Origin of the sequence: Paractinoplanes hotanensis (genome assembly GCF_023717965.1) — a bacterium.
GTDB lineage: Bacteria > Actinomycetota > Actinomycetes > Mycobacteriales > Micromonosporaceae > Actinoplanes > Actinoplanes polyasparticus.
Map to the genome: position 1 here is coordinate 18,929 of NZ_JAMQOL010000044.1, position 22,394 is coordinate 41,322.

Annotated in this window: 27 protein-coding genes and 1 tRNA gene; 17 read left to right on the forward strand and 11 right to left on the reverse strand. The window is 68.7% G+C overall.

What is annotated here, in order from left to right; all coding sequences use genetic code 11:
* Positions 1 to 224 precede the first annotated feature (224 nt).
* Positions 225 to 941 carry an alpha/beta fold hydrolase gene (locus LXN57_RS30175; RefSeq protein WP_251801589.1) on the forward strand — a complete coding sequence of 239 codons (717 nt, stop codon included), beginning with the start codon at positions 225 to 227 and terminating at the stop codon, positions 939 to 941.
* Positions 942 to 1,069: 128 nt separating this feature from the next.
* Here LXN57_RS30175 and LXN57_RS30180 read toward each other — a convergent pair whose 3' ends face one another.
* Together LXN57_RS30180 and LXN57_RS30185 are read right to left on the reverse strand one after the other, a co-directional pair.
* Complete coding sequence (locus LXN57_RS30180) at positions 1,070 to 1,348, reverse strand: heavy-metal-associated domain-containing protein (RefSeq protein ID WP_308206667.1); 279 nt, start codon at positions 1,346 to 1,348, stop codon at positions 1,070 to 1,072.
* A gap of 48 nt (positions 1,349 to 1,396) precedes the next feature.
* Positions 1,397 to 1,681, reverse strand: a complete 285-nt coding sequence (locus tag LXN57_RS30185; RefSeq protein WP_251801590.1) for a metal-sensitive transcriptional regulator — start codon at positions 1,679 to 1,681, stop codon at positions 1,397 to 1,399.
* A gap of 177 nt (positions 1,682 to 1,858) precedes the next feature.
* Here LXN57_RS30185 and LXN57_RS30190 point away from each other — a divergent pair, with 177 nt between their 5' ends.
* From LXN57_RS30190 to LXN57_RS30200, 3 genes are all read left to right on the forward strand, one after another.
* Positions 1,859 to 3,286, forward strand: coding sequence for an MFS transporter (locus tag LXN57_RS30190; RefSeq protein WP_251801591.1), 1,428 nt, complete (start codon positions 1,859 to 1,861; stop codon positions 3,284 to 3,286).
* A 103-nt stretch (positions 3,287 to 3,389) separates the two neighbouring features.
* Positions 3,390 to 3,662, forward strand: a complete 273-nt coding sequence (locus LXN57_RS30195) for a hypothetical protein (protein WP_251801592.1) — start codon at positions 3,390 to 3,392, stop codon at positions 3,660 to 3,662.
* Entirely contained in the window at positions 3,656 to 4,081 is a 426-nt protein-coding gene (locus LXN57_RS30200) for a hypothetical protein (protein ID WP_251801593.1), read from the forward strand. Before LXN57_RS30195 ends, LXN57_RS30200 begins: the two co-directional genes overlap by 7 nt.
* A gap of 231 nt (positions 4,082 to 4,312) precedes the next feature.
* Here the strand turns inward: LXN57_RS30200 and LXN57_RS30205 are convergent, their stop codons facing one another.
* Positions 4,313 to 4,702, reverse strand: coding sequence for an ArsR/SmtB family transcription factor (locus LXN57_RS30205; protein WP_251801594.1), 390 nt, complete (start codon positions 4,700 to 4,702; stop codon positions 4,313 to 4,315).
* Between the two features lie 80 nt (positions 4,703 to 4,782).
* On the opposite strand from LXN57_RS30205, the gene LXN57_RS30210 reads away from it, so the two are divergent.
* The 3 genes from LXN57_RS30210 to LXN57_RS30220 all read left to right on the forward strand — a co-directional run bounded on the left by LXN57_RS30210 (position 4,783) and on the right by LXN57_RS30220 (position 6,629).
* Positions 4,783 to 5,190, forward strand: coding sequence for a four-helix bundle copper-binding protein (locus LXN57_RS30210; protein WP_251801595.1), 408 nt, complete (start codon positions 4,783 to 4,785; stop codon positions 5,188 to 5,190).
* A 337-nt stretch (positions 5,191 to 5,527) separates the two neighbouring features.
* On the forward strand, positions 5,528 to 6,118 hold the full coding sequence (locus LXN57_RS30215) for a DUF305 domain-containing protein (protein WP_251801596.1): 591 nt from the start codon (positions 5,528 to 5,530) through the stop codon (positions 6,116 to 6,118).
* A gap of 437 nt (positions 6,119 to 6,555) precedes the next feature.
* A tRNA-Ser gene (locus LXN57_RS30220) sits at positions 6,556 to 6,629 on the forward strand.
* 617 nt (positions 6,630 to 7,246) lie between these two features.
* On the opposite strand, the gene LXN57_RS30225 is transcribed toward LXN57_RS30220, so the two are convergent.
* Positions 7,247 to 7,786 carry a DUF3558 family protein gene (locus LXN57_RS30225; RefSeq protein WP_251801597.1) on the reverse strand — a complete coding sequence of 180 codons (540 nt, stop codon included), beginning with the start codon at positions 7,784 to 7,786 and terminating at the stop codon, positions 7,247 to 7,249.
* Between the two features lie 31 nt (positions 7,787 to 7,817).
* Positions 7,818 to 8,294, reverse strand: a complete 477-nt coding sequence (locus tag LXN57_RS30230; protein WP_251801598.1) for a cupin domain-containing protein — start codon at positions 8,292 to 8,294, stop codon at positions 7,818 to 7,820.
* A gap of 162 nt (positions 8,295 to 8,456) precedes the next feature.
* Here LXN57_RS30230 and LXN57_RS30235 point away from each other — a divergent pair, with 162 nt between their 5' ends.
* Positions 8,457 to 9,116: a TetR/AcrR family transcriptional regulator gene (locus LXN57_RS30235; protein ID WP_251801599.1), complete on the forward strand. Its 660-nt coding sequence runs from the start codon at positions 8,457 to 8,459 to the stop codon at positions 9,114 to 9,116.
* 200 nt (positions 9,117 to 9,316) lie between these two features.
* Complete coding sequence (locus tag LXN57_RS30240) at positions 9,317 to 9,493, forward strand: hypothetical protein (protein WP_251801600.1); 177 nt, start codon at positions 9,317 to 9,319, stop codon at positions 9,491 to 9,493.
* Between the two features lie 141 nt (positions 9,494 to 9,634).
* On the opposite strand, the gene LXN57_RS30245 is transcribed toward LXN57_RS30240, so the two are convergent.
* From LXN57_RS30245 to LXN57_RS30260, 4 genes are all read right to left on the reverse strand, one after another.
* Entirely contained in the window at positions 9,635 to 10,177 is a 543-nt protein-coding gene (locus tag LXN57_RS30245) for a GNAT family N-acetyltransferase (protein WP_251801601.1), read from the reverse strand.
* A 28-nt stretch (positions 10,178 to 10,205) separates the two neighbouring features.
* Positions 10,206 to 11,318, reverse strand: coding sequence for an asparagine synthase-related protein (locus LXN57_RS30250; protein WP_285904690.1), 1,113 nt, complete (start codon positions 11,316 to 11,318; stop codon positions 10,206 to 10,208).
* A complete protein-coding gene (locus LXN57_RS30255) occupies positions 11,219 to 11,695 on the reverse strand; it encodes a hypothetical protein (protein WP_251801603.1) in 477 nt (158 codons plus the stop codon). Before LXN57_RS30255 ends, LXN57_RS30250 begins: the two co-directional genes overlap by 100 nt.
* 130 nt (positions 11,696 to 11,825) lie before the next feature.
* Positions 11,826 to 11,981, reverse strand: coding sequence for a hypothetical protein (locus tag LXN57_RS30260; RefSeq protein ID WP_251801604.1), 156 nt, complete (start codon positions 11,979 to 11,981; stop codon positions 11,826 to 11,828).
* A gap of 198 nt (positions 11,982 to 12,179) precedes the next feature.
* Here LXN57_RS30260 and LXN57_RS30265 point away from each other — a divergent pair, with 198 nt between their 5' ends.
* From LXN57_RS30265 to LXN57_RS30275, 3 genes are all read left to right on the forward strand, one after another.
* Positions 12,180 to 13,535, forward strand: a complete 1,356-nt coding sequence (locus tag LXN57_RS30265; protein WP_251801605.1) for a helix-turn-helix domain-containing protein — start codon at positions 12,180 to 12,182, stop codon at positions 13,533 to 13,535.
* 274 nt (positions 13,536 to 13,809) lie between these two features.
* Positions 13,810 to 14,175 (forward strand): hypothetical protein, encoded by a 366-nt coding sequence (locus LXN57_RS30270; protein WP_251801606.1) that lies wholly within the window; start codon positions 13,810 to 13,812, stop codon positions 14,173 to 14,175.
* Positions 14,176 to 14,214: 39 nt separating this feature from the next.
* Positions 14,215 to 14,667: an NUDIX domain-containing protein gene (locus LXN57_RS30275; RefSeq protein WP_251801607.1), complete on the forward strand. Its 453-nt coding sequence runs from the start codon at positions 14,215 to 14,217 to the stop codon at positions 14,665 to 14,667.
* Between the two features lie 85 nt (positions 14,668 to 14,752).
* On the opposite strand, the gene LXN57_RS30280 is transcribed toward LXN57_RS30275, so the two are convergent.
* Positions 14,753 to 17,482 (reverse strand): cation-translocating P-type ATPase, encoded by a 2,730-nt coding sequence (locus LXN57_RS30280; RefSeq protein WP_251801608.1) that lies wholly within the window; start codon positions 17,480 to 17,482, stop codon positions 14,753 to 14,755.
* Between the two features lie 312 nt (positions 17,483 to 17,794).
* On the opposite strand from LXN57_RS30280, the gene LXN57_RS30285 reads away from it, so the two are divergent.
* The 3 genes from LXN57_RS30285 (at position 17,795) to LXN57_RS30295 (ending at position 19,659) form a co-directional block, all read left to right on the forward strand.
* Positions 17,795 to 18,670 carry a universal stress protein gene (locus LXN57_RS30285; protein WP_438872933.1) on the forward strand — a complete coding sequence of 292 codons (876 nt, stop codon included), beginning with the start codon at positions 17,795 to 17,797 and terminating at the stop codon, positions 18,668 to 18,670.
* A gap of 373 nt (positions 18,671 to 19,043) precedes the next feature.
* Positions 19,044 to 19,292 (forward strand): hypothetical protein, encoded by a 249-nt coding sequence (locus tag LXN57_RS30290; RefSeq protein WP_251801610.1) that lies wholly within the window; start codon positions 19,044 to 19,046, stop codon positions 19,290 to 19,292.
* 112 nt (positions 19,293 to 19,404) lie between these two features.
* Entirely contained in the window at positions 19,405 to 19,659 is a 255-nt protein-coding gene (locus LXN57_RS30295) for a hypothetical protein (RefSeq protein ID WP_251801611.1), read from the forward strand.
* A 71-nt stretch (positions 19,660 to 19,730) separates the two neighbouring features.
* On the opposite strand, the gene LXN57_RS30300 is transcribed toward LXN57_RS30295, so the two are convergent.
* Positions 19,731 to 20,153 (reverse strand): EAL domain-containing protein, encoded by a 423-nt coding sequence (locus tag LXN57_RS30300; protein ID WP_251801612.1) that lies wholly within the window; start codon positions 20,151 to 20,153, stop codon positions 19,731 to 19,733.
* A gap of 59 nt (positions 20,154 to 20,212) precedes the next feature.
* Here LXN57_RS30300 and fxlM point away from each other — a divergent pair, with 59 nt between their 5' ends.
* Positions 20,213 to 21,451, forward strand: a complete 1,239-nt coding sequence (gene fxlM, locus LXN57_RS30305) for a methyltransferase, FxLD system (protein WP_251801613.1) — start codon at positions 20,213 to 20,215, stop codon at positions 21,449 to 21,451.
* Positions 21,448 to 22,077 carry an AAA family ATPase gene (locus LXN57_RS30310; RefSeq protein WP_308206668.1) on the forward strand — a complete coding sequence of 210 codons (630 nt, stop codon included), beginning with the start codon at positions 21,448 to 21,450 and terminating at the stop codon, positions 22,075 to 22,077. Before fxlM ends, LXN57_RS30310 begins: the two co-directional genes overlap by 4 nt.
* Positions 22,078 to 22,394 lie beyond the last annotated feature (317 nt).

Here is a 22,394-nt window from a genome sequence, read left to right on the forward strand (position 1 = left end):
ATACGCATACGCATCCCCGGATCTGCGCTCGTGCCTGCCCGGCGGCCCGGCATACGTGGCCGTCACGCCCCCGCCCGGCGGTGGTGTCCACCTGTTCCCTGCGCGGAAAGCCGAACTTTCGTGAACCTTCACGCCTTCCCCGCTGCCCTGCTCACCCATCAGCGCCAGTCCCAGCCGCATCGCTCGAGCGGCGGCCGCCACCTGCCGGACGCGGGGGCGCTGCCGTGACCGAGACCCTGCCGCCGCTGCGCACCACCCACCTGTTCGACGCTGCCGGTGGACGGTGGTGCTTCGACCTGTGGGACGGGATCGGCCGGCCGGTCGTCTTCATCCCCGCGGTGTTGTTCGACCGGACGTGCTGGTGGCCGACCGCGGCCGACCTGCGCGCGCACGCCACCGTCGTCGCCGTCGACCTGCCCGGACATGGCGGTTCGCCTGGCCGGGAATGTTACGAACTCGACGACCTCGTCGATGAGCTGGCCATGCTCGTCGACAGTCTGCAACTGCGGCGCGCACCGGTGATCGTCGGGCACGGCCCGTCAGCGACGCTGGCGGCCCTGTTCGCGGCACGCTACGCCACCCACGCTGTGGTAGCCGTCGACCCGATTCCCGTCGCGGGCCTGTGTGCCGACGTCGACACCTATCTGCGCGGCCTGCAGCTCACCGAACTCCCCGAGCAATATCGCGGCCTGGTGCGAACCTCGTATGACCCGCGCCTTTTGGCCGCCTACGCGACCGGTCTGCGGCACCGCCGCCCGGCGGCCGCCACGATCGGCGTCACCCCTACCCGGCTCGCCGTGCACAGTCGGCCACCGTCCGAGCCCGAGACGGATCCGCAAGCCGCCGACACGTGGCGACAGGAGGTCTACGACGTTCCGGGCCGGTTCGCGTCCCTCGCCGCAGACCGCAGGTTCATCACCGACCTGCGGACACTGCTGTGACGCGGCACTGGGTGGCATGCCGAGCTGGTCGCCTGCGCACAACGCCGCTGATCAGCGGAAATGAGGAAGTCCCTTGGCGGGAGAGCGGACGGCGTGCCCTCCCGCCAAGGCTGCACTGACGCCTTCGGTCAGCGCACCAGCTGATAGCCGGCTGCGGCGACGGCCGCAGCCACGCTGTCATCGTCGAGCGGCGCGGCGCTGGTCACCGTGACCGCGCCGGTGGCGACGTCGACGCTGACGTCACGCACGCCGGGAACATCGGTGAGTTGCTTACTGACCCGGCCGGCGCAGCCGCCGCCGGTCATCCCGGCGACCTGATACACCGTTCGGGTGCCGTCCGGCGTCGTCGCCGGCTCGGTGGCCGCGGTCGTGGTGGCGCAGGCGCAGGCGGTATCGCTGCCGCACATCGGCTTCTCCTTGCTGTCGTATGACCGGTGCTGAGCTGGGGGAGCAGGTCACGCCCGCACGAGGCGGGCGATGGCGTCGGAGGCTTCCTTCAGCTTCGCGTCGGCGTCGGGTCCGCCGTCGCGGGCCGCGTCGACGACGCAGTGCGCGAGGTGGTCGTCGAGCAGCCCGAGTGCCACGGTCTGCAGTGCCTTGGTCGCCGCGGACACCTGCGTGAGGATGTCGATGCAGTACGTCCCGTCGTCGACCATGCGCTGCAGGCCACGGATCTGGCCCTCGATCCGGCGCAGCCGCTTCAGGTAGTCGTCCTTGTCCGTGATGTAGCCGTGAGCCATGACCCGGCTCCCTCCAGCCGTCGCTACCGTACCCCCCTAGGGTATATCGGTAAAGCGGTACGTCCAACGCGGTGACGCGGAAGTCAATCGACGCACGCCCTTGACCACTTATACCCCCAGGGGGTAACAATGACGCTGAACACGGATACCCCCTGGGGGTACCAAGGAGGCTCGGTCATGTCCCGCAATCCGCACCGGTGGTGGGCGCTCGCGCTCATCGCCCTCGCCCAGTTCATGGTCATCATGGACACCTCGATCATCGGCGTCGCCCTGCCGAAGATGCAGAACGACCTCGGCTTCACCCCGAGCAATCTGTCCTGGGTCTTCAACGCCTACGTCGTCGCCTTCGGCGGCCTGCTGCTGCTCGGCGGCCGCCTGTCCGACCTGTACGGCGCCCGCCGCATCTTCGCCACCGGCTGGGCGGTCCTGCTCGCCGGGTCCGCTGCCGCCGGCCTGGCCGGCACTGTCGAGCTCGAGCTCGCCGCCCGCGCCGTCCAGGGCGTCGGTTCCGCCCTGATCGCCCCGTCCGCGCTGACCCTGCTGATGATGCTCTTCGGTAACCGGCCCGCCGAGCTCACCAGGGCCCTCGCCCTGTACGGAGCGGCCGCACCGGCCGGCGGCACCGCCGGAGTGTTCCTCGGCGGCGTCATCACCGAATACGTCAGCTGGCCCTGGGTGTTCTACCTCAACATCCCGATCGCCGTCCTCGCTTTGATCGCCACCCCGGCGCTCATGCCCGCCGGCGGCAACCGCCCCGGCAGCCTCGACCTGGCCGGCGCCCTCACCGTCACCGGCGGCCTGGCCGCCGCCGTCTACGCCATCGTCCGCGCCCCGGAAGCCGGCTGGAACACCGCCTCGACCTGGCTCACCCTCGCCGGACCCACGGTCCTGCTCGCCGCGTTCCTGACCATCCAGGCCCGCCGCCGGCAGCCGCTGATGCGGCTGGGCATCTTCACCAGCCGCAACCTCACGGCGGCGAACCTCGCCCAGCTGCTGCTCGGCGCAGCGTGGATCCCGATGTGGTTCTTCCTCAACCTCTACCTGCAGCAGGTCCTCGGTTTCAGCGCGTTCCCCAGCGGCGCCGCCCTGCTGCCGATGACCGTTCTCATCATGGTCGGCATGATCGTCCTCGCCCCGCGCGTCATCGGACGATTCGGCACCAAGACCACCCTGGTCGCGGGTCTCGCGGTGCTGGCCGCCGGTCTCGGCTGGCTCGCCCTGATCCGCCCGACCGGCAGCTACCTGACCGACGTGCTGCCCGCCTCCCTCGTCGCAGCCCTCGGCATGGCGCTGGCGTTCATCCCGTCGCTGGGAACCGCCCTGTCCAGCGCCCGCCCGGAGGAAGGCGGTCTCGCCTCCGGCATCGTCAACACCAGCTACCAGATCGGCTCCGCCCTCGGCCTGGCCGCCATGACCGCACTCGCCGCAGCCAACGGCGCAGACGCCCTCGGCGACCCGGCCGCACTCACCGACGGCTACTCGGCCGCCCTGCTCGGCGCCGCCGGCATCGCCCTGGCGGCCGCCGTCCTCGCCGCGATCACCCTCACCGGCCGCGACGGCAAGCCCGCCGCCACGCAACCCGAGAACTCGCCGGCCACCCGATGACCACCGGGTGCTGTCCCAGCGCTCCGCCGGAGCCCTCTCGGCTCCGGCGGGGCACCGGGCCCCTATCCCACCCGCTTACCCGTGACCAAGAGAGGCGATCGAGATGCCCACTCTCCTGACCGGCACCAGCACCGACCTGACCCACGCCACCGCGTCCAGCGGCAGGGCAAGGCGAGCCGCCCGCGCCGGACTATGGGCATTACCGTCCTACGGATTACTACTCGGTTTGAGTACCTGGACCCACCAGCCGTCGATCGACGACTTCGACGCCTACGCCCGCTATGTCACCACCGACGTGTTCTTGATCAGCCATCTCGGCGCCAGCATCTTCGGCGCTGCCTTGGCCGTCCTCGGCGCTGTCGCGTCACCGTGCTGATCGCGCACGGCCGCGCCGCCCGCACCGCCATCACCGGACTGGTCCTGACCACGATCACCAACGTGTTCCTGGCCTCGACCTTCGGCAGCGCCACCTTCGTCCAGCCCGGCATCGGCCGCGCCCACCTCGCCGGGACACCGGGCATGCCCGCCCTCAACGCCGACACCGCCTACGGCCCTGCGTTCTTCGCCGTCGCCCTGACCGCCACGTTCTTCCTGATCGTGTCCGCGATCATCCTCGGCACCGCCATCGCCCGCACCGACCGGCGACTGCGCTGGCACGGCATCGCCTACGCCGTCCTGCTCCCGGCCTTCGCGATCACGGGCTTCGCGCTGCAAGCCGCCCAGCCGTGGACCGGCTTCGCCCTCGCCACCGCAACCACCGCCCTGGCCGCACAGCTGAACCGGCTTGATCAATAGACCATTACGACCGCGCATCCCGGTAGAACCCGTCCGTATGCCACCCAGGCGTCGCGAAACCGGGGCGAACGGCGTCGGCCTGATCGGCGAACATGACCCGGCGTTACGCCGGTAGCTCATCGATGTCCTACGCGGCGTCGAAGCTGACGGGCGATGCTCGGCCTTACCCACTCGACTCCACGATCTACGGCACGCCACGGCATGCATCGGCTCGACCACCGACCTGCATAGCTACGGATCGGTGCGGTGGGTCAGCTCGATGAGGCGGCGCAGGCAATGCTCGCGTAACGGTTCAGGGAAGTCGGCGGCGAGCCGGTAGTAGATCACTCTGCCGGCGCGGCGGGTGGTGACCAAGCCGGCGCTGCGCAGCATCCGCAGTCCGTAACCGGTGGCGTCCATGCTGCTTTGCAGAGCGAGAGCGAGGTCACCCACGCACAGCTCCTCGACCGTGTCGAGGGCGTAGATGATCCGGGCACGGGTCGGGTCAGCCAGCATCCGCAGCAGGGCCGTCAGGCGCTGCGCGTCATCGTGGCTGATCAGCCGCGCCCGGGCGGCGGCCACCCGACCAGGGTCGACCGGATGGCTGTGCTCGGTAGCCGGCCGTTGTTCGGATGACGACATCAAAACCTCCCGCCTTCGGCGTTACCCGCGCACTCGTACGGGTATGCGGTCGAAGTCCCATCCCTGACGTGGAGGTCGTCATGACGAGCACCACCCTGCCCATGCTGGAGACCTACCCGCAGCCCATCAACCTGGACCGGCGCAAGCTGGCTGCCACCATCGATGCGCTGATCGCCTGCAGTGAGGCGTGCACCGCGTGCGCCGACGCCTGCCTGAGCGAAGGTATGGTCGCCGAGCTGACCAAGTGCATCCGTACCAACATGGACTGCGCCGACATCTGCGGTACGACCGCGCGGGTGCTCTCGCGGCACACCGGTTACGACGCCAACATCACTCGCACCCTGCTGGAAGCGTGCATCATGGCCTGCAAGTCCTGCGGCGACGAGTGCGCCAGCCACGCCGGCATGCACGAGCACTGCCGGATCTGTGCTGAGGCGTGCCGGTCCTGTGAGCAGGCCTGCCAGGACCTGCTCGCCACCATCGCCTGACCCGCTCGAACCGTCAGACCTTAGAGAGCTGGCACGTCAACCGGCTCGCCGGGGCGCGGTGACCCCTCACCGCCACGCTGATGCCCGCGGGCTACAGCGCTCCACCGTCGTGCCGGTCCCGCGCCTCGGTACCGATCATCGTCGCCCCGGCCGTGGCATTGGCCGTCACCGTGCCGGTCAACCGGGGCACCGGTCCGCCACAGCACGCCACTCGTCGATCGAATGGCTCGCCCGAGCGCCGGTTGACGACGATCAAGCCCGGGGCAACCGGAAACGGACCGCCTCGCCATACGGAGGCAAGTCAAGACCTCGCGACGAAGGAACGGAGCCCGAAGCGGTGATAGACACGCAGAACGCAGACAAAGCCGGCCACGGCGGCGGGAAGTCGCACGACAAGAAGATGTACCTGCGGTTCGGAGCGATGATCTTGACCGCCATGGTGGTCATGTACGCCACGATGTTCGTCAGCAGCTGGCAGTGGGGCCATATCCGGTTCAGCGAGAGCCGGGTGTTCATGGCGCTGACCATGGGCGGCACGATGGGCCTGATCATGCTCGGCTACATGCTCAACATGTACCGCAACACCAAGGCGAACCTGGGCGTCGTCGCGGTGAGCTTGCTCCTGCTCGGCGGGGGCGTGTTCCTCGACCGCAGCCAGACCACAGTGCAGGACAGCGGGTGGATGAACTCGATGATCCCGCACCACTCGATGGCCATCACCCGCTCCGAGTACGCCGAAATCTCCGACGTGCGGGTCTGCGAGCTCGCGAGGCAGATCAGCAAGGCTCAGCGCGAAGAGATCCTCGAGATGAAGTGGCTCGTGGAGGACATCGGACGCAACGGCGTGGCGGCGACCGCACAGGAGGCGCAGGCCCGGCCGGTCCCCGCTTTCGAGGAGTCCGCCGATCGCCAGTGCGCCACAGAGTGACACCTTCGGCGCGAACAACCAACCGGTCCGCAGTTGAAGACCGACCAAGTCCGCTGGATCGCTGACAGCAACGGGCTTCGGCGGGGCGTCCGGGCAATGGGCCGCGGCCGTGTCGAGGATGGTGATCCGCAGGTGATCGCGTGTCGCTACGGCGGGTGTCATGACGCTGTAGCCTCGGCAGCAGGAGCGTTGGTTGGTTCGCCTGAGCAGCGCTGATTGCCGCGGCTCCTACGCTGTGTGACGGTGCCGCGTGGTGATCCGGTGGTGATCGGATGTCGGCGACCGTTTCGGCACGGCCGCGACTAAATCAGCACGCGCAGCTGGTGGTCATCGGTGCGTGAGGTGCCTGAAAAATGCACTCGGCCCCGACCTGCGGAAACGCATAGCGGCTCTGAGCTGGCGAATTGTCTTCAGTACGGCTTTGAGTACGAAGGGTAGCGGAGTGCACTCGTGTCCACTAGTCATCTGACTACGGATCAGAAGGTTAGGGGTTCGAGTCCCTTCGGGCGCACAAAAGATCAAGGCCGTGACCTGCGGAAACAGGGGTCACGGCCTTTCTTTTCCCATTTTCAGCGCAGATTTTCCCACCTGGTGGGAGCGTGGTGATCGGGTGGTGATCCTGTGTCGCCAGGCGTGTCATTCCATAGCGGAATGCTGGCGTGAGCTGGCTCTTTGTTGCGGGAACTCGGCCTCTCTCCGTCGGCATGACTGACTACTGTGTGTCATGGTGGGGCGCGAGAATGGCAGCCTCGTGGTTTCTCGGCATTGAGCGATGCGGAGTCTCGGGTCGCCGAGGTGCGCACAGTGCGCCGGGTCGTCGAGGGGTGACGATGCGGACCGATGCCCATCGCTCGGAGCGGTGCCGCTGCTGCGGGACGGGCGTCCTCCGAAGGCGTCTGCACAAGCTTCTCGGCCTCCGTCCGGTTCAGCAGGCCGCACGGGTCTGCCGCGGACGATGGCGGAGCGGCGGTGTCCGCCAAGCCGGCCGGCTCGGCTTCCCCCTCGATGCCCACGACCGCCGGTGCATCGGGTGGAGACGGTGCCGGGTCGGCCCGGTTCGTCCGCAGGCGGTCAATGCGAGCATCAGGATCGTCGCCACGCCGATCAGCGGTTGATGCCGTACCGTGTTCATCCGCCTGCTCCCGCGATGCGTTCGCGCACCAGCCCGGCGAGCCGGATCATGGCCGGGCGGTCGCTGTCATCGGTGACCGACGTGACGACCCGCAAGCTGCAGGCGCGGTCGCCGGCGGCGAATTCGGCCTCTCCGGTGACGAACCGGATCCCGTCCGGCCCCGGTGCAGGGTCGCCTACGATCGGGTCCGAGGCCGGAAGCTCGCCGCCTGCGGCTGTACCGGGGATCCCGACGGACAGGGTGACCGAGTGGGCGTTGGCGGGGTTCTCCCACACGCACCCGTCGGCTCCGGGGGAGCCGCCGTCGTGGTCTCCGATCTCAGCGGTGATCTCTGCGTCGGTCAGGAGTTCGCAGCCGTCCAGTTGCTGGTCCGCGCGTTCCGGCGCGGCACCGGTGGCCGGGGGCTGCTCGGCCGCGCCCGATGCGGGCGTGTCGGTGGATTGCCCACCGCAGCCGGCGAGGACCAGGGTCACGAACAGCGCCGCGGTGCCGGCCAGGCCGCGTCGGCTCCAGTTCTTGGTTGGCAGGTCCGACATGTCTTCTCCATGAGGTCGCTGGTGAGAGAGATCAGTGCTGCGGCGGTAGTCCGAGGATTTCGATGCCGTGCCGGCTCGCGGCATGGCCGAGGGCGGCGGGGTCGATCAGCGCCGGGCCGGGCAGTCGCCGTTCGAGGGCTGGAGATCCGGCTTCGGCGGCGAAGTCCTCGAAACCGGCCGGGGTCGTGATCTGAAGGGCTCGCAGAGGTTCGTCCGTACCCACCATGAAGGTGTGCGGGACGCCGACGGGGAGAAGTACGAAGTCACCGGGTCCGGCATGTAGTTCTTCGCCGGCGCACTGGAATCTGGCGGTTCCCGCGAGGATGTAGAACATCTCGTCCTCCACCTGGTGGCGGTGCAGCGGCGGTGCGAATCCGGGCGGGTTGACGAACTCGGCCACGGTCAACCGGCCACTGGTGTCGGTGCCGGCAGCTTTGACGGTGACGAGATTGCCCAGGAACCAGAACGCCTCGCCCTCGTTGGGGCGCCGCAGGTAAGGGTCGGTCACGACATCCTCCTCCAATTGTTGCGTTTACTGCCAGTACATTCAATATGCGGCGAACTTTTGAATATGTTGCCAGTATGGTGAAGTTGGTCGTGTAGTCAAGAGGGTCGCGCAATATTCGATATATCCTGGGTCTCGCTAATGGCTTGGTAGCATCGCGCTGTCATGGACGAGGTTGAAGACGCGAAGCCGGCACGGCAGTACCACTCACCGGTGCGGCAGGAGAACGCCCGCCGCACCCGGCAAGCTGTCGTGCGAGCCGCGAGCCACCTGTTCGTCGCGAACGGATACGGCAGAACCTCGCTCGCCCAGGTGGCCGTGGAAGCCGGCGTTGCCCGGCCCACCGTGTTCGCCGTCTTCGGATCCAAGGCGGCCCTGCTGCGGCAGGTCCTTGATGAGGCGCTGGCCGGTGATGACGAACCGGTGCCGGTCGCTCAGCGCCCCTGGTTCCGGCCGGTGCTGGAAGCGCCGGCGCCCGCCGGCGTCCTCGATGCGTATGCCGGCGTCTGCACCCTCATCGGCGGGCGGGCCGCCCAGGTCTTCGAGGTCGTGCGGCGGGCCGCCGACGAAAGTCCCGAGCTGACCGAGATCTGGGAAACTTTGCTACGCAACCGGCGCCTCGGCGCCCGCATGGTCGTCGAACGCCTCGCCGCCCTCGGCGCGACGCTCAGACAAGGCCCCGACCTGGAGCGCACCGTCGACGAACTCTGGTTCTACAACGACCCGGCCCACTACGGCACGCTGGTGCTGCACTGCGGCTGGACCAAGGGATCCTTCCAGGCCTGGCTCGCCGGGCGGATGCGCGACGGCTTGCTCACCAATTGACAGAGGTCAGACCGCCCACCCGGGCCGGCGACACGCTCAGACGAGACCTCCCGCAGAGCCCCGGCAAAGTCGTCAGCTGATGCTGAGTAGCGCCAGCGGGTGGCTGCTGTCACGGGCGTGATGGCGGTCGGCGGCGGCGATGTTGGTGACGCCCCATTTTTTGCTCCGATCTTCCCACCAAGTGGGACCGTGGTGATCGGATGGTGATCGCGTGTTTTCAGGACGCCAAGTCCATAGTGGATTTGGTCGTTGAGCTGGGCGTCTTCGGGCGAGAGTCAGCCGCGATCGCCGCCACGTTCGACTACGGTCCGTTACCGTGGGTGAGGGCGAATGCTGCCGCCGCGCTGGTCGATATCCACGATGTGCCTGCCCCCTGACGCCCCCATCCGTGATGGTGCCGCACGCGGCAGATCACGAAGCCCACGGGCTTGCGCCACCCCCAACTCGAACGCCTCCTGCGCGCCGGAAGCCTGGATCGTGACTTTGGAGACGTCTGATGAAACGGGCGGTGCTATGGGTTAGTAGGTGGATGTGACCGTCAGATCAGGCATCCGGGTGGCGGGCCGGGACAGGCCGGTGACCGTGGTTCCGTCACGATTGATTTCGCGTACGACGGTCCAGCCCTGGACGTCGCGGTAGTAGCGGACGAGCCCTGGTTCGATCGTGCCTCGTCGGACCGCGGTGTGCCCGGTGCTGGCCGCGTAGTCGAGCACCCACCAGGCGAGGTGGCAGCCGATGCGCTGGCCGGCGTATGCCGGGTCGGTGACGGTGGTGGCCATGAAGGTGGCCGGCTCGGCTCGTTCCTGTGCGGTCCACAGCGACGCCGGTGACTCCTCGTACAGGGTGGTACAGCCGATCACTTCGCTGGCGTTGGCGGTTAACACCCAGGTAGGTATGTCGGGGTCGGCGGCCTGGGCGGCGAGTTCGTCAGCGGCCGCGTGCCAGTCCGCCAGGCCGCGCGCTTGCAGCCAGTCGGAGCGGGCATGGATCAGCTCGGCGATCGGTTTCTCGTCGTCGGCGGTGGCGGGGCGCATGGTCAGAGTGCGCGGGCGCTGCAGCACCCGCCCACGGTAGATCGTGAGACGCCGGTCAGGCAGGCACCGGAGTGGGTGATTCGGCGTGCCCGAAGGAGCTCAACGCCGCCTCGAGGGCGATCACGTTGCAGACTGAGTTGTCGCCCGGCGCCGGTGTGCCGTCGGCGATGCGGGTGGCTGCGGCGGCCAGCTCGTCCGGGTTGAGGTAGCCGTCGTCGATCAGCGGGGATCCGCGGTCGAGCATCGCTCGGAGGAAGGCGGCGCCGTGCCGGTGCAGGGCTTCATCCATGACCGGTTCAAAGTTCTCCCGCAGGGGCGGGTCGACCAGGTAGGGGCCGCAGCCCACGCGTTCGAGGCGGGCCACGTGCAGCCTTTTCAGGTGCCGCCATGAGTACGGCAGCCATCCCCCGAACCGAATCAGGGCAGGGTCGGCAAGCGGGTGGATTGGCCACATGCCGGCCCGCAGGATCGGCGGGGCGACGCAGGCCGCGGCGAGCAGGGTCACCTCGTTGAAGATGGACGCCGGGGCGGTTCCGGTGTCGAAGCCGCCGCGCAGTTCGCGGCTGTGCGGGCCGGTCCAGGGCAGGTCGAGGGGGTCGGTGCCCAACGGTGCGCGGGACAGTTCAGCGGCGGTGAGCGCCATCATCTCGTCGCCGCCGGTGCCCGTGGCGACGGTGCGGACACCGCGTGAGCGCAGCAGTCCGAGCAAGGTGGTTTTGCCCTCGTCGTATAGCTCGTCGTAGGGGGTGATCAGGGCGCGGGAGGCGCGGCGTCCGCCGGGCCGCAGCGGCAGGTTGTCGGTCATGCTGGTGGTGACGTCCGGGCCGAGCCGGAACAGGTCGATCATCTGCCGCCGGCGGTCCTGCTGCTGGACACCGGCCGGTCCGACGATGATCATCGCGGCGGCGGTGATCTGGCCGGGGTGTGCGGCGCCGAGGCTCGCGGCGACGTTCGCGGAGTCCAAGCCGCCGGACAGTTCTACGGCGGTGCTGGCCGGGTCGTAGAAGCGCTGGTTCAAGGCCAGGTCGAGCAGATGTTCGTAGGCGGCGACTGGGTCGGCGCCGGGCGCTAGTTCACGTGGCCGGCCGGGAGTGGATAGCGCATGCCGAGGCCGTGCGCGCCGAACACGGCCTGGCTGCGTTCGGTGAGCCAGTGCAGGCCCTGCCACAGGGTGTCGTGGGTGTACCGGAAGGTGGTGGACAGCTGTCGTACCACTTCGTGCTCGTTGAGCGGCGTTTGCTGCAGCGATGGGGCGAGGCCAGCGACGTCCCACGAGCCGTGCAGGACGGTGTCGGTGACGATCAGGTACAGCGGGGCGACGCCGCGCACGCCGGCCTCGATCCACATCGTGCCGTTGCTGGGTTGGACGGTGATGAAGTCTCCGGGCCATCCGGTGTGGTGCGGCTGCCCGGTCATGGTGGGGCAGCGTTCGCGGATGATCATCGCGGGGCTGGTGTCGTCCGGGCCGAGGACTCCAGGGCCGGGTGGATGTACGGCTCGATCCAGGATGTGCCGGCCCGCCACTGCCGGCCGGTCCAGGTCCACGGGCCGTCGATGTCTCGGGGGTGGATTCGAAGCTTGATTATCGGTGCTCCGCTCGCATGCGCTGCTGGGCTTGGGGCGGTGCGGGCCGGGCGCCGCCGGCAAGCGGCATCCCGGCCCGGCGAGGGTGCGATCAGGTGACGATCTCGTCCTTGGTGTGGGCGGTGTCGGAGCTGCCCTTCTTCTTGTAGCTGGTCCTCTCCTCCAGGACGGGGACGGTCAGCGGTGCCGGACCGGTGAACAGTGCCGAGACGACGGCAGTGGCGTCAGTGTCGGGATCGGTGACCATGTGGTCCTCCTTCGTCGGGGTGCGACCGCGTCAGCAAAGAGAGTGGGGCGGTGCTGGGTGGCCGCGCCGTGGGTCTACATACATCAACGCCGATTGGTGACGCTGCGCGATAGAGTGCATGCAGACAGTGGCAGCGTTTTGCAGAGGTTGAAAATCCGCAGGCGTGCCACGATCACCACCAACCGGTACGGTCCCGGCATGGAGCACGCCCCGCTCGTCGCTTCCACCCACCCCGTGTGGACCTCTGCAGAGGTCGCCGCGGCCGCCCGCGCCGACCAGCCCGGCGCGGTCATTCGCCACGTCCGGCAGGCCACCGGCCTCACTCTTGACCAGCTCGGCAGCCTCTACGGCTGTTCCGCATCGACTCTTTCCCGCATCGAACGCGGGCAGCCGCCCGTCGACCAGATAGGCGTACGACGCCGCCTGGCCCACCTCCTCGGCATCCCGGACGAACTCGTCGGCCTGGCCCCCGCCCGACACGCTGCGCGCGTTCCGCAGCCGCCAGCACAAGCCGATACGCTGCCGGGAGGAGCACACGACGGCGATCGGAGCCCGATGAGACGACGCACCCTGCTCACCGGAGCTGGTGTTAGCGCAGCCGCTCTCGCCGGCCTCACCAGCAGCCTTGCCGCGGCAGCCGACCGGCAGCCGGCCAGCCTTGACCGGCTACTGCTGGCACCCACCCTGCCCGCCGCCGTCCTGCCCGCCGAACGGGCGGCCACCGCGGTGGCCGGCGCCGCGCAGGCATACCGCGACGCCCGATACAACACCCTGGCCGCCGCGCTGCCGCAGCTACTCGCATCCCTTCACACCAGCCGCGATGCGTCCGACGGCCACCGAAAGGAAGCGATGGCCGGACTGCTGTCGCGCGCCTACGCGGTCGCATCATCGCTGGCCACCAAGCAAGGCGACGACGCGATCGCGTTGACGATGGCAGACCGGGCGCGAGCCGAAGCGCTCACCGCCGGCGACCACGCCGCGCTGACCGCCGCCACCCACGTGCTGGCGATCACGATGCGCCGCGACGGGCACCACACCGGAGCGCTGAACCTGCTGCTCGGCACCGCCGCCCAACTTGACCCCGCCGACACAGACCCGGCCGCGCTCGCCGCTTACGGGACACTGCTGTGCACCGCGGCGTACACCAGTGCACAGGCCGGGCAGGCCGTCGACGCCGACACCTACCTGAGTGAGGCGGCCGCAGCCGCCGACCGGATCGGTGACCACCAGGGTGCCGGAGTGCACCCGTTCACGCCGACGACGGTGACCATGTACCGAATCAGCGTGCACACGACAATCGGTGACTCTGGCGCCGCGCTGCGGCCCGCCGCGAGCGTGGACCCGTCCCGGCTTCCGACCGCGGAACGCCACGGCCGCTACCTGGTCGACACCGCGCGGGCGTGGCATCGGCACGGCCGGCCCGACCGGGCCACGCACGCGCTGCTCGCCGCGGAACGGCACGCGCCGGAGGATGTGGCCGGGCCAGTGTCCGGGACCTGGTCACCACCCTGTTGTACGCGCCGACACCAACGCCGGCCGCACTCCGTGAACTAGCCAACCGGATCGGAGTCAGCTAGGCCAGCTGCTTGTGGGCCCGCGCGAAGAGCTGCGTCTCTCACAGGATGGCGTCTCGGATCTGCTGCCACACGCCGTTGTCGTCCCACTTCGGTAGCCATTCGAGTCCCTTCGGACGCACGAAAGATCGAGGCCGTGAACCGCGGAAACTAGGGTCACGGCCTTCTCCGCACGTCCGCCACCTCGATGAGGGAATTCCCCCACCTCACCGCTGCTCCGTATACCGTCCCACTGAGGAAAGGAAACACCGGTCGTGCACGACGAACTCGGCAGGCTGTTTCGAGACGCATGGATCGCGGGCGTCCGCAAGTACTTCCCCGGCGAGCCCAAACCCGGGTACGTCACCCCGTGGGAGCAAACGCCCGACTGGGAGCGATCCTGCGCCGCAGCCACCCAGGACCTCATCCAGGCGCTGGTACGCAGCAGCGAGAGCGCCGCGCTGAAGCTCGAACGTGAGCAGAAGGGCCAGTTCGTAGCGGCGTGCTGGAACGCCCAGATCTATCGGCACATCCCCGACCCGAAGCCCTCCTACGTCGCACCGTGGGAGGACCTCCCGCCGTGGCAGAAAGAGGTCGATGCCGACATCTTCGACGCCGTGGCAGACCAACTAGCCGGCTGATCAGCCAGCGCAGCCGATGCGGTACACCGAAGGATCTCGATGATCGAACGCGTTCGCGCCGTGCTGGTGACCCCACGCGACGAGCTGCTGTTCATCCGCCGGGAAAGACCGGATGCCCCCATCTACTGGGTCGCCTCCGGTGGCCATGTCGAGCCGACCGACGCCAGTCATGAGGATGCTCTCCGCCGTGAGGTTCGTGAGGAACTCGCCGGGACTCCTGACATCGCTAAGCTCATCCAGGTCATCGAGGGTGCCACCGATCGGCAGTACATCTACCTCGCCCGTATTGAGGCTTGGTCGTTTCCAGACCGGAGTGGTCCCGAATTGACTCAAGTCGGGCGTGGTGTCTACGCACTGGATGCCATCCCGATGAGGACCGCGGCCCTCGCCGGCATCACCCTTAAGCCCGATGCCTTGACCGCCTTCCTCAGTGCGGCGCTGGCCGAGTTGCCGAGCCTCTTTGCACTACCGGATCTGCGGCTCCCTTCCTGACTGGCGCGCTTACATCGCGCCGGAGCTGGCTGTCGGCACGATCCTGCCGTTGTGCAGGGTGCGCCCGGCGATTTGGCGTGCGTTGTCAGCCACGGCGGCGGGCACGCAGCACTATCTTGAGCAACTCGCCGGTGATCAGGATGGTGGAGGCGACGGCGGTGCAGGTGAGCCACTGCCCTGGGGTGAGGTCGGTGGTGGCGAACAGGTTGTGTGCGACATCGAGCTGCACGATGACGGCGAGCAGTGCCACGACGAGGCCGGTGGCGGCGAGCGCGGACCTATTGTGCAGAGTTTCAGGGCTGAACACGGTGCGGATGTCGGATCGGACGTTGAGCAGGTTGAAGGCCTGGAATAGCACGAAGGTGACGAACGCCATGGTGCCGGCGGCCGTCGCCCGGCCGAGTTCGGGCGCCGGCCCTGGCGCCCAGACGAGTACGGCCAGGGTGCCGCCAGCCATGACGGTGCTGGCGAGCAGGACCCGCAGCAGTCGTCGCCGGTTGAGGATGTGTTCGTCACGGCGGCGGGGCGGCTGGCGCATCGCGTCGGGGCTGACCGGGTCGACGCCGAGCGACATCGCGGGCGGCCCGTCCATGACCAGGTTGACGAAAAGGATCTGCAGCGCGGTGAACGGCGCGCCGCCGGCGATGCCGGTTAAAGACGCGATCAGGAAGGTCATGACGAATCCGAGCGCGGTGGAGACCTGGAAGCGGGTGAAGTTGACGATGTTGGCGTACACGCCGCGGCCTTCGCGCACGGCCGTCACGATGGTGGCGAAGTTGTCGTCCGTCAGGACCATGGTGGCGGCTTCCTTTGTCACCTCCGTCCCGGTCTTGCCCATTGCCACGCCGATGTCCGCCTTGCGCAGGGCGGGTGCGTCGTTGACGCCGTCGCCGGTCATCGCGGTCACCTCGCCGCCCTGCTGCAGTGCGCTTACGATCCGGATCTTGTGGCTGGGTGATACCCGGGCGACGACCCCGATGTCGTCGAGTTCACGGGCGAGGTCGGCGTCGTCGGTGATGGTGTCGAGGTCGCCGCCGGTCACTGCCCGGCCGGGGATGCCGATCTCGGCGGCGATCGCGGCGGCGGTGGCGGCGTGGTCGCCGGTGAGCATCCGGACCTTGATCCCGGCGTCACGGCATTGCTGGATGGCCTGTTCTGCTTCCGGGCGTGGCGGGTCGACGATGCCGGCGAGAGCAACCAGGACCAGTTGATCGAGGATGTCCTTGGGGTCCTGGGACGGTGTGAAGGTCTCGGCGGGGAAGTCTTGAACGGCGACGGCCATCACCCGCATGCCCTGCCCTGCGATGTCCGCGTTCGCTTGATCGTGGCGTTGTCGGGCGGCAGCGTCGAACGGCCGGACGTGGCCTGTGTCGCCTAGGTAGCCGCCGGCCCGGGCGGCGAGCACGTCCGGGGCTCCCTTGACGAAGCAGCGGATGACCCTGCGGCCTTGCTCGTCGGTCCAGTCGTGGAAAGTGGCCATGAATTTGTAGTCGGAGTCGAACGGGATGTCGAGCACGCGGGGGTGCTGTTTGCGTAGTGCGGTGACGTCGATGCCGCCTTTGGCGGCGAGCACGACCAGCGCGCCTTCGGTGGGGTCTCCTACGATGTCGCCGTCGCGAAGCACGGCGTCGCTGCACAGGGCCATCGGCACCAGCGCCGGGTCGAGAGGTCCGTGCGGCGAGCCGCCGTCGGCGTCGATGCGCCCGTCGGTGGTGTAGCCCTCGCCCGAGATCCGGTATCGGCGGCCGGACATCAGCAGTTCGCGGGCCGTCATCTGGTTGAGGGTCAGGGTGCCGGTCTTGTCGGTGCAGATCTGTGTGGTGCTGCCCAGGGTCTCCACCGACGCGAGCTTTTTGACGATAGCGCCGCGTTTGGCGAGCCGGCCCGTGCCCATCGCCAGGGTGAACGCCACCACCGCGGGCAGCCCTTCGGGGATGGCCGCGACCGCGAGGGAGACAGCGGTGATGAACAGGTCATCGAAGGGTTGCCCCCGGAGCAGGCCGAGGGCGAACACGACGACGATGACCCCGCCGGCGATGAATGCCAGCGTGCGGCTGAGTGCGTCGATCTGTTGCTGCAGCGGTGTCGAGGAGGGTTTCGCCTGGTGCAGCATGTCGGCGATCCGGCCGGTCTCGGTGCCCATTCCGGTCGCGGTGATCAGCACCTCGCCGTGGCCGCGAGTGACTGCGGTGTTCATGTAGACGGTGTTCACCCGGTCACCCAGCGGGGCGTCCTCTTCGACTGCGGCCGACGCCGACTTGGCCGACGGCTGGGCCTCACCGGTCAGCATCGATTCCTGGATCTCCAGTGAGGTCGCCGACAACAGCCGGCCATCTGCGGGCACCCGGTCACCGGCTTCCACGATCACCACGTCACCGGGCACCAGTTCGGTGGCGTCCAGCCGGACGACACGGCCGTCGCGGCGTACGGTCGCGGTGGTCACGCTCATCCGCCGCAACGCGTCGAGCGCGGCTTCTGCCTTCGACTCCTGCACGAACCCGATCGTCGCGTTGAGCAACACGACGAGCGTGATCGCGATCGGGGTCTCCCACTCCCGGCCCACCACCAGGGCCACCACCGCGGCGACCAGAAGGATGATGATCAGAAGATCCTGGAACTGCCGCAGGAACGCCCGCCATCGCGGCTGCTTCGGCACCTCGTCGAGCTGATTGCGGCCGAGCCGTTCCCGCCGATGCCGGGCCTCATCGGTGGCGAGGCCGTCCACCGAGTCTGCGTTCAGTTCTTCCAGAAGATCGGCGACCGGCCGCGCATGCCATCCGGTTGCGGTCGCCGGGGCAGGGGCTTCAGCGGGCATCTCGGCTCCGTTCAGACCATTCCAGAATGCCTGTCCGGGTGGCACTCCGGGCCGTGATCAACCGTACGGGTACGCCGCCGTGCCTGTACGCGAGCGAGGCGCCGCACCAGAGCAGCCCTGGCCAGGGCCACAGCAGGCGTGCTGATGGCATGTCACACCGGCACCCGCAAGCCTCCATGACGGATACCGACGGGTAAAATCATGACGCCCATGGTGACCCGCTCGCGACCGATTAGCCGCAGCGACAGCTCAGTGACACGAGTGACAACTGGCTACGGCGATATACGCGAAGCTGCGGAGAGGACGTGCGTCATGAACGGATCAGTCGTAACGAAGGCCGTGGTTGCCTACGACGGGTCCCCGGCCGCGAACGCCGCGATCGAGGCTGCGGCGCAAATGTTCCCGCGCGCGCACGCTCAGATCGCCTACCTGTGGACTCCGCCGTTTGCCAACGACGATCTCCGGCGCCGGCTGCGGGCGCGTAACAGCAACCTCAACGAGTTGGTCGCCGCGATCGAACGCGAAGGCGAACAGGAAGCCGCCCGTCTGGTCGCCACCGGTGTGATGCTTGCGCGCGCCGCCGGGTGGGACAGCGAGCCCGTCGTGCAGCGTGCCTACGGCGGAGAAGGCCTGCACCTGGCACAGATCGCTGACGAGGCGCAGTCGGACCTGCTGATCATGGGCTCCCGCGGGCTCGGTGCTGCCAAGGCGTTCCTCGGCAGCGTGTCCGACATGGCCGTGCACTACAGCACCCGCCCGGTCCTGGTGATCCCCCAGCCGCTGCTGGTCGACGAGTACGAGGCACTGCCGGACGGCCCGGTCGTCGTCGGCTGGGACGGCTCCGCCGGTGCTGACACCGCTTCCGCCACGGCCCGGAACCTGTTCCCGACGCGGGACCTGCACCTCGTTGCCGTCGGCGACGACATCACCCAGCCCGCACCGCAAGCCGGACCAGGCGATCAGGCGTTCACCGCAGTCCACTTGCAGAGCGGCCACGGTCACCAGGGCCGTGCCGTGGCCGACGCACTGACGGTCTACGCCCACGAGCAGAAAGCCGCCGCCATCGTGGTCGGCTCACGCGGCCGTTCGGCCTTGGCCGAAATCGTTCTCGGCAGCGTCGCCATGGCGACCCTGCATCACGCTCACCGTCCTGTACTCGTCATCCCTCCGCTCTCCCGCAAGATCTGAACAGGCCTAATCTCTCGAGCTGGCCTCTCCGGCCAGCGGGGCCCATTCGTCGATTGCCCGGTACACCTGGGCCACGTGCTGCTCATAGTTCGGGGGCGTGCGGATCGGGTTCGAGGAACGTCAGGGCGGTACCGGCGACGCTGAGCGCCGACAGGGACCAGTACTGTGGTGGGCCGTCGTCGAACGGACCCGCGACGATCTCCCGGCGGGCGACGCGATCGTGGCGACGACGACGATGCCTTGCATGCCCCGCTATGCGACAGTTGTCCATTCCGTAGGCGGTCGTCCTCTGTCGGCACCCATTTTGTGCTGGTGGCCATGGAGCGGTAGGGAGAGGTCATGATCCGCAACAGGCGTTACCACGGCGCTCGGCGTGACATCTACCTGGTCCACACCGAGAGCGGCTGGCAGGTCGTCGGCCGCATCGGCGGCTCCGACGGCCGAGAAGTCCACCCACTACTTCGACGACGAGCACGACGCTCGCGCGATGATCCAGCGAATGCGCATCGCAGCGCCGGCCGGGCGAAGACAACTGGGCGCTGATGCCGACGCGTCCGGCTCGATGACCGGCATGGGCCCGGGCGACCGTCACACCGATCACGCTCGCCGCACCACGCCGTAGACCAGTCGAGCGCTGACCGGCGGGCCGGCCGGACTGGTGTTCCACGCTTCTACCAAGACATCACCGCCGCCTGGCGGATCAGCCGCTTCGGCGACGTGGAGATCGCCGTCGCATGTGGGCTGGCCGAGGCGCCGTCCAGGTGGGCCGCCGCCTGCTGACCGAGATCGACACCTCCGCCGGGATCCGGCTGCTCGACGTCGGTGCCACCGCCCGGGCCGACTTCGTCCGAGACGAGCTGTTCGGGAGGCCGGGCGACGACGAGGCCACCGTCGCGCCAGCACTCTCGGCGCCGGTTGGCGAGGAACTTGCGTCCGCCGGCTGGCAGCCGGGCCAGGACGTGCGTTACGACGAGCGTGGCACGGGCTAGGTGTGGGGCAGCGGCCGGGGCCGCGTCACCCGTCGGCTTCGAGGGCCGGGCGACAGTACCGGGGTCGGTGTTCACCTTCCCGGTCCATGACTCGGCGTTGCATCCGGCTGATTCGCCGGATTGGATCGTGGGCTGGCTAGGTCGGCCGGGCGGGCGAGGTGGAATCCTTGGCCGTAGCTGAGGCCGAGTTCGGCGAGCCGGGAGCGTTCGGCGGCGGTTTCGATGCCTTCGGCGATGAGTTCGGCGTCGGTGTCGGCCGCGAAGCTGACCAGCGATCTGGCCAGGGCGGCGCGCAGGATCGGTGTCGATGCCGCGGACCAGAGAGATGTCGGGCTGATGATGTCGGGTTGTGCGCCCGCCTCGGGCGATCCCCTGGCGCAGTCAGGCAGCCATGAGGTCTCGATTACCCGCGAGACAACGCTCGACGCGTTCCACCGAGGGCCATGACAGGTCACCCGGCTACCCGCCCTGCTCGTGGCGTTGGCACCCTTCACCCGCCGCACTGCGCCGATTGCTCGATCTGATCGCCATCCTGAGAAACGAGGAGACCGTCGTGCCCACCAGTGAAGTCGTACACGAGCTGACCCCGGACGACGCCCGAGGCCGGCTGGTTGATCTGCTGACCGCTCGGGGCTGGATCACCCAGCCGCAGGTGGCGGCGGCGTTCGCGACCGTGCCACGGCATGTGTTCGCCCCAAAAGGCACGAGCGTCGACGAGGCGTATGCCGACGATGTGGTGGTCACTCGACGCGGTCCGGACGGCAAGACCACGAGCTCGATCTCGGCACCGTGGCTGCAGGCGTACATGATCGAGGCGGCCCGGTTGCAGCCCGGGTCGCGGGTCCTTGAGGTCGGTTCGGGTGGCTACAACGCGGCGCTGCTCGCCCAGGTTGTCGGCCCGTCCGGGACGGTGGTCAGTGTCGACATCGACCCGCAGGTCGTCGCCAACGCCCGGACCGCGCTCGAGGAGGCTGGGTATGGCCGGGTGCTGGTGGTGTGCGGTGACGGCGAGGACGGCTATGCGGCTGGTGGCCCGTATGACGCGGTGATCGTGACGGTCGAGACCAGCGACATCCCGCCCGCCTGGACGCAGCAGCTGGCGCCGGGCGGGGTGCTGGTGGCGCCGTTGCGGATGCGCGGGCACACCCGCTGCCTCACCCTGCAGCCAGGTGACGGGCATCTGGTGGCGTCGGCGTCGTTGCAGTGCGGGTTCGTGCCGATGCAGGGCCACGGCCGTGACCCGGTACGCCGGGTCCCGTTGCGCGGCGACGACGCGGTCCTGGTCTTGGACGACTCCAGGACGCAGGTCGACGCCGACGCCCTGCGCACGGCCCTGGACGGCCCGCGACTGGAACTGCGGTCGCCGGTCACCGCCGCCATAAGCGACGGTGAGGCGTTCGAGGCGATCCACCTGTGGCTAGCCTCCCAACCCCGCCCGTACGGGATCTTAAAGGTCGACCGGGAACGCACCGCAGGGCTCCTCGATCCACAGGACAGATTCTTCTGCCCGACCCTGCTGACCAGCGACAGCTTCGCCTACCTCACCCTGCGCCAGCACGACGAGACAACGTGGCAGTTCGGCGCGCAGGGCTTCGGACCCGCCGCCGGTGCGCTGACCGGCGACCTGATCGACCTGGTCACCGCCTGGGACCAGCACGAGCGGGCCGGGGGTGGGCCGCAGATCAGTGTGTACTCGGCCGGCACCCGGCTGCCGGACACCGGCAGACTGCGGCTGCTGGTGCCGCGCCGCCACACCCTGACCGCATTGACCTGGCCGCGGAGTAGCCGGTGACGGCGGTCGAGGCTATGCCCACGCTGGTGATCATTCGTGGTAACAGCGGATCCGGGAAATCGACGGTCGCGGCCGAGGTGCGGCGCCGGTACGGCCGCGGCTGTGCCCTGATCGAGCAGGACTACCTGCGTCGGGTGGTGCTGCGCGAGCACGGCAGCAACAGCACCCCGATCGTCGCGCCCGGCTTCATCACCACCATGACCCGGACCGCGTTGGCCGCCGGCTATCACGTCGTACTGGAAGGGATTTTGCACACCGGCCAGTACGAGACCTTGTTGCGGGAGCTGATCGCCGGGCATCCAGGACCGTCTGCGGTGTTCTGGATGGAGGTGTCGTTCGACGAGTCTTTGCGCCGCCACACCGGCCGGCCCGATCTTGCCCACATCGACGCGGCCACGCTGCGCTCCTGGTACACCCCGTCCGATCTGCTCGGCGTTGAAGGCGAACAGGTCATCGCCGAGGAATCCAGCCTCGAGGACACCGTGACCGCGATCCTGCACGACAGTGGCCTCGCCACCTCCGCCGCGCTCACCCCGTGCCCGCGGGTGTGCCGAGCCTGCGCCGGCAAACACCAACACGCTCCCGCCAGCGACAGCGTCGAGACCGTTTCCGGAAAACGCTCGTGAAGGCATTGCCCGATACGGTCATCCGAATGATCGCCGACCGTGTCGGCGAGTTTCATGTTGTCCCCGCCACAGCCGGGGACCACGCCGAGCTCGCCGCGACCGTCACCGGCACAGGCGGCACGGTGTTCGCCAAAGCAGCCCGCACCGAGGCCGGGATCCGCTCGCCGCGCTTCGAGCTGCAGGTCAGCCAGGCAGTCCGCGGACCTTGCTCGGCGGCCGTCGAGTGGTACTTCGAACAGGCCGGTTGGCTGGTCGTGGGTTTCGAACACTGCGCCGGCCGCCACCCCGACCTCTTCCCACACAGCACACACCTGGCC

Excerpts from the sequence above, each read along its gene's own strand:
- LXN57_RS30180 (WP_308206667.1), bottom strand. The coding sequence starts at position 1,348 with ATGTGCGGCAGCGATACCGCCTGCGCCTGCGCCACCACGACCGCGGCC.
- LXN57_RS30185 (WP_251801590.1), bottom strand. The coding sequence starts at position 1,681 with ATGGCTCACGGCTACATCACGGACAAGGACGACTACCTGAAGCGGCTG.
- LXN57_RS30190 (WP_251801591.1), top strand. The coding sequence starts at position 1,859 with ATGTCCCGCAATCCGCACCGGTGGTGGGCGCTCGCGCTCATCGCCCTC.
- LXN57_RS30195 (WP_251801592.1), top strand. The coding sequence starts at position 3,390 with ATGCCCACTCTCCTGACCGGCACCAGCACCGACCTGACCCACGCCACC.
- LXN57_RS30205 (WP_251801594.1), bottom strand. The coding sequence starts at position 4,702 with ATGTCGTCATCCGAACAACGGCCGGCTACCGAGCACAGCCATCCGGTC.
- LXN57_RS30210 (WP_251801595.1), top strand. The coding sequence starts at position 4,783 with ATGACGAGCACCACCCTGCCCATGCTGGAGACCTACCCGCAGCCCATC.
- LXN57_RS30225 (WP_251801597.1), bottom strand. The coding sequence starts at position 7,786 with ATGTCGGACCTGCCAACCAAGAACTGGAGCCGACGCGGCCTGGCCGGC.
- LXN57_RS30235 (WP_251801599.1), top strand. The coding sequence starts at position 8,457 with ATGGACGAGGTTGAAGACGCGAAGCCGGCACGGCAGTACCACTCACCG.
- LXN57_RS30240 (WP_251801600.1), top strand. The coding sequence starts at position 9,317 with ATGGTGATCGCGTGTTTTCAGGACGCCAAGTCCATAGTGGATTTGGTC.
- LXN57_RS30260 (WP_251801604.1), bottom strand. The coding sequence starts at position 11,981 with ATGGTCACCGATCCCGACACTGACGCCACTGCCGTCGTCTCGGCACTG.
- LXN57_RS30265 (WP_251801605.1), top strand. The coding sequence starts at position 12,180 with ATGGAGCACGCCCCGCTCGTCGCTTCCACCCACCCCGTGTGGACCTCT.
- LXN57_RS30275 (WP_251801607.1), top strand. The coding sequence starts at position 14,215 with ATGATCGAACGCGTTCGCGCCGTGCTGGTGACCCCACGCGACGAGCTG.
- LXN57_RS30280 (WP_251801608.1), bottom strand. The coding sequence starts at position 17,482 with ATGCCCGCTGAAGCCCCTGCCCCGGCGACCGCAACCGGATGGCATGCG.
- LXN57_RS30285 (WP_438872933.1), top strand. The coding sequence starts at position 17,795 with ATGAACGGATCAGTCGTAACGAAGGCCGTGGTTGCCTACGACGGGTCC.
- LXN57_RS30295 (WP_251801611.1), top strand. The coding sequence starts at position 19,405 with ATGTGGGCTGGCCGAGGCGCCGTCCAGGTGGGCCGCCGCCTGCTGACC.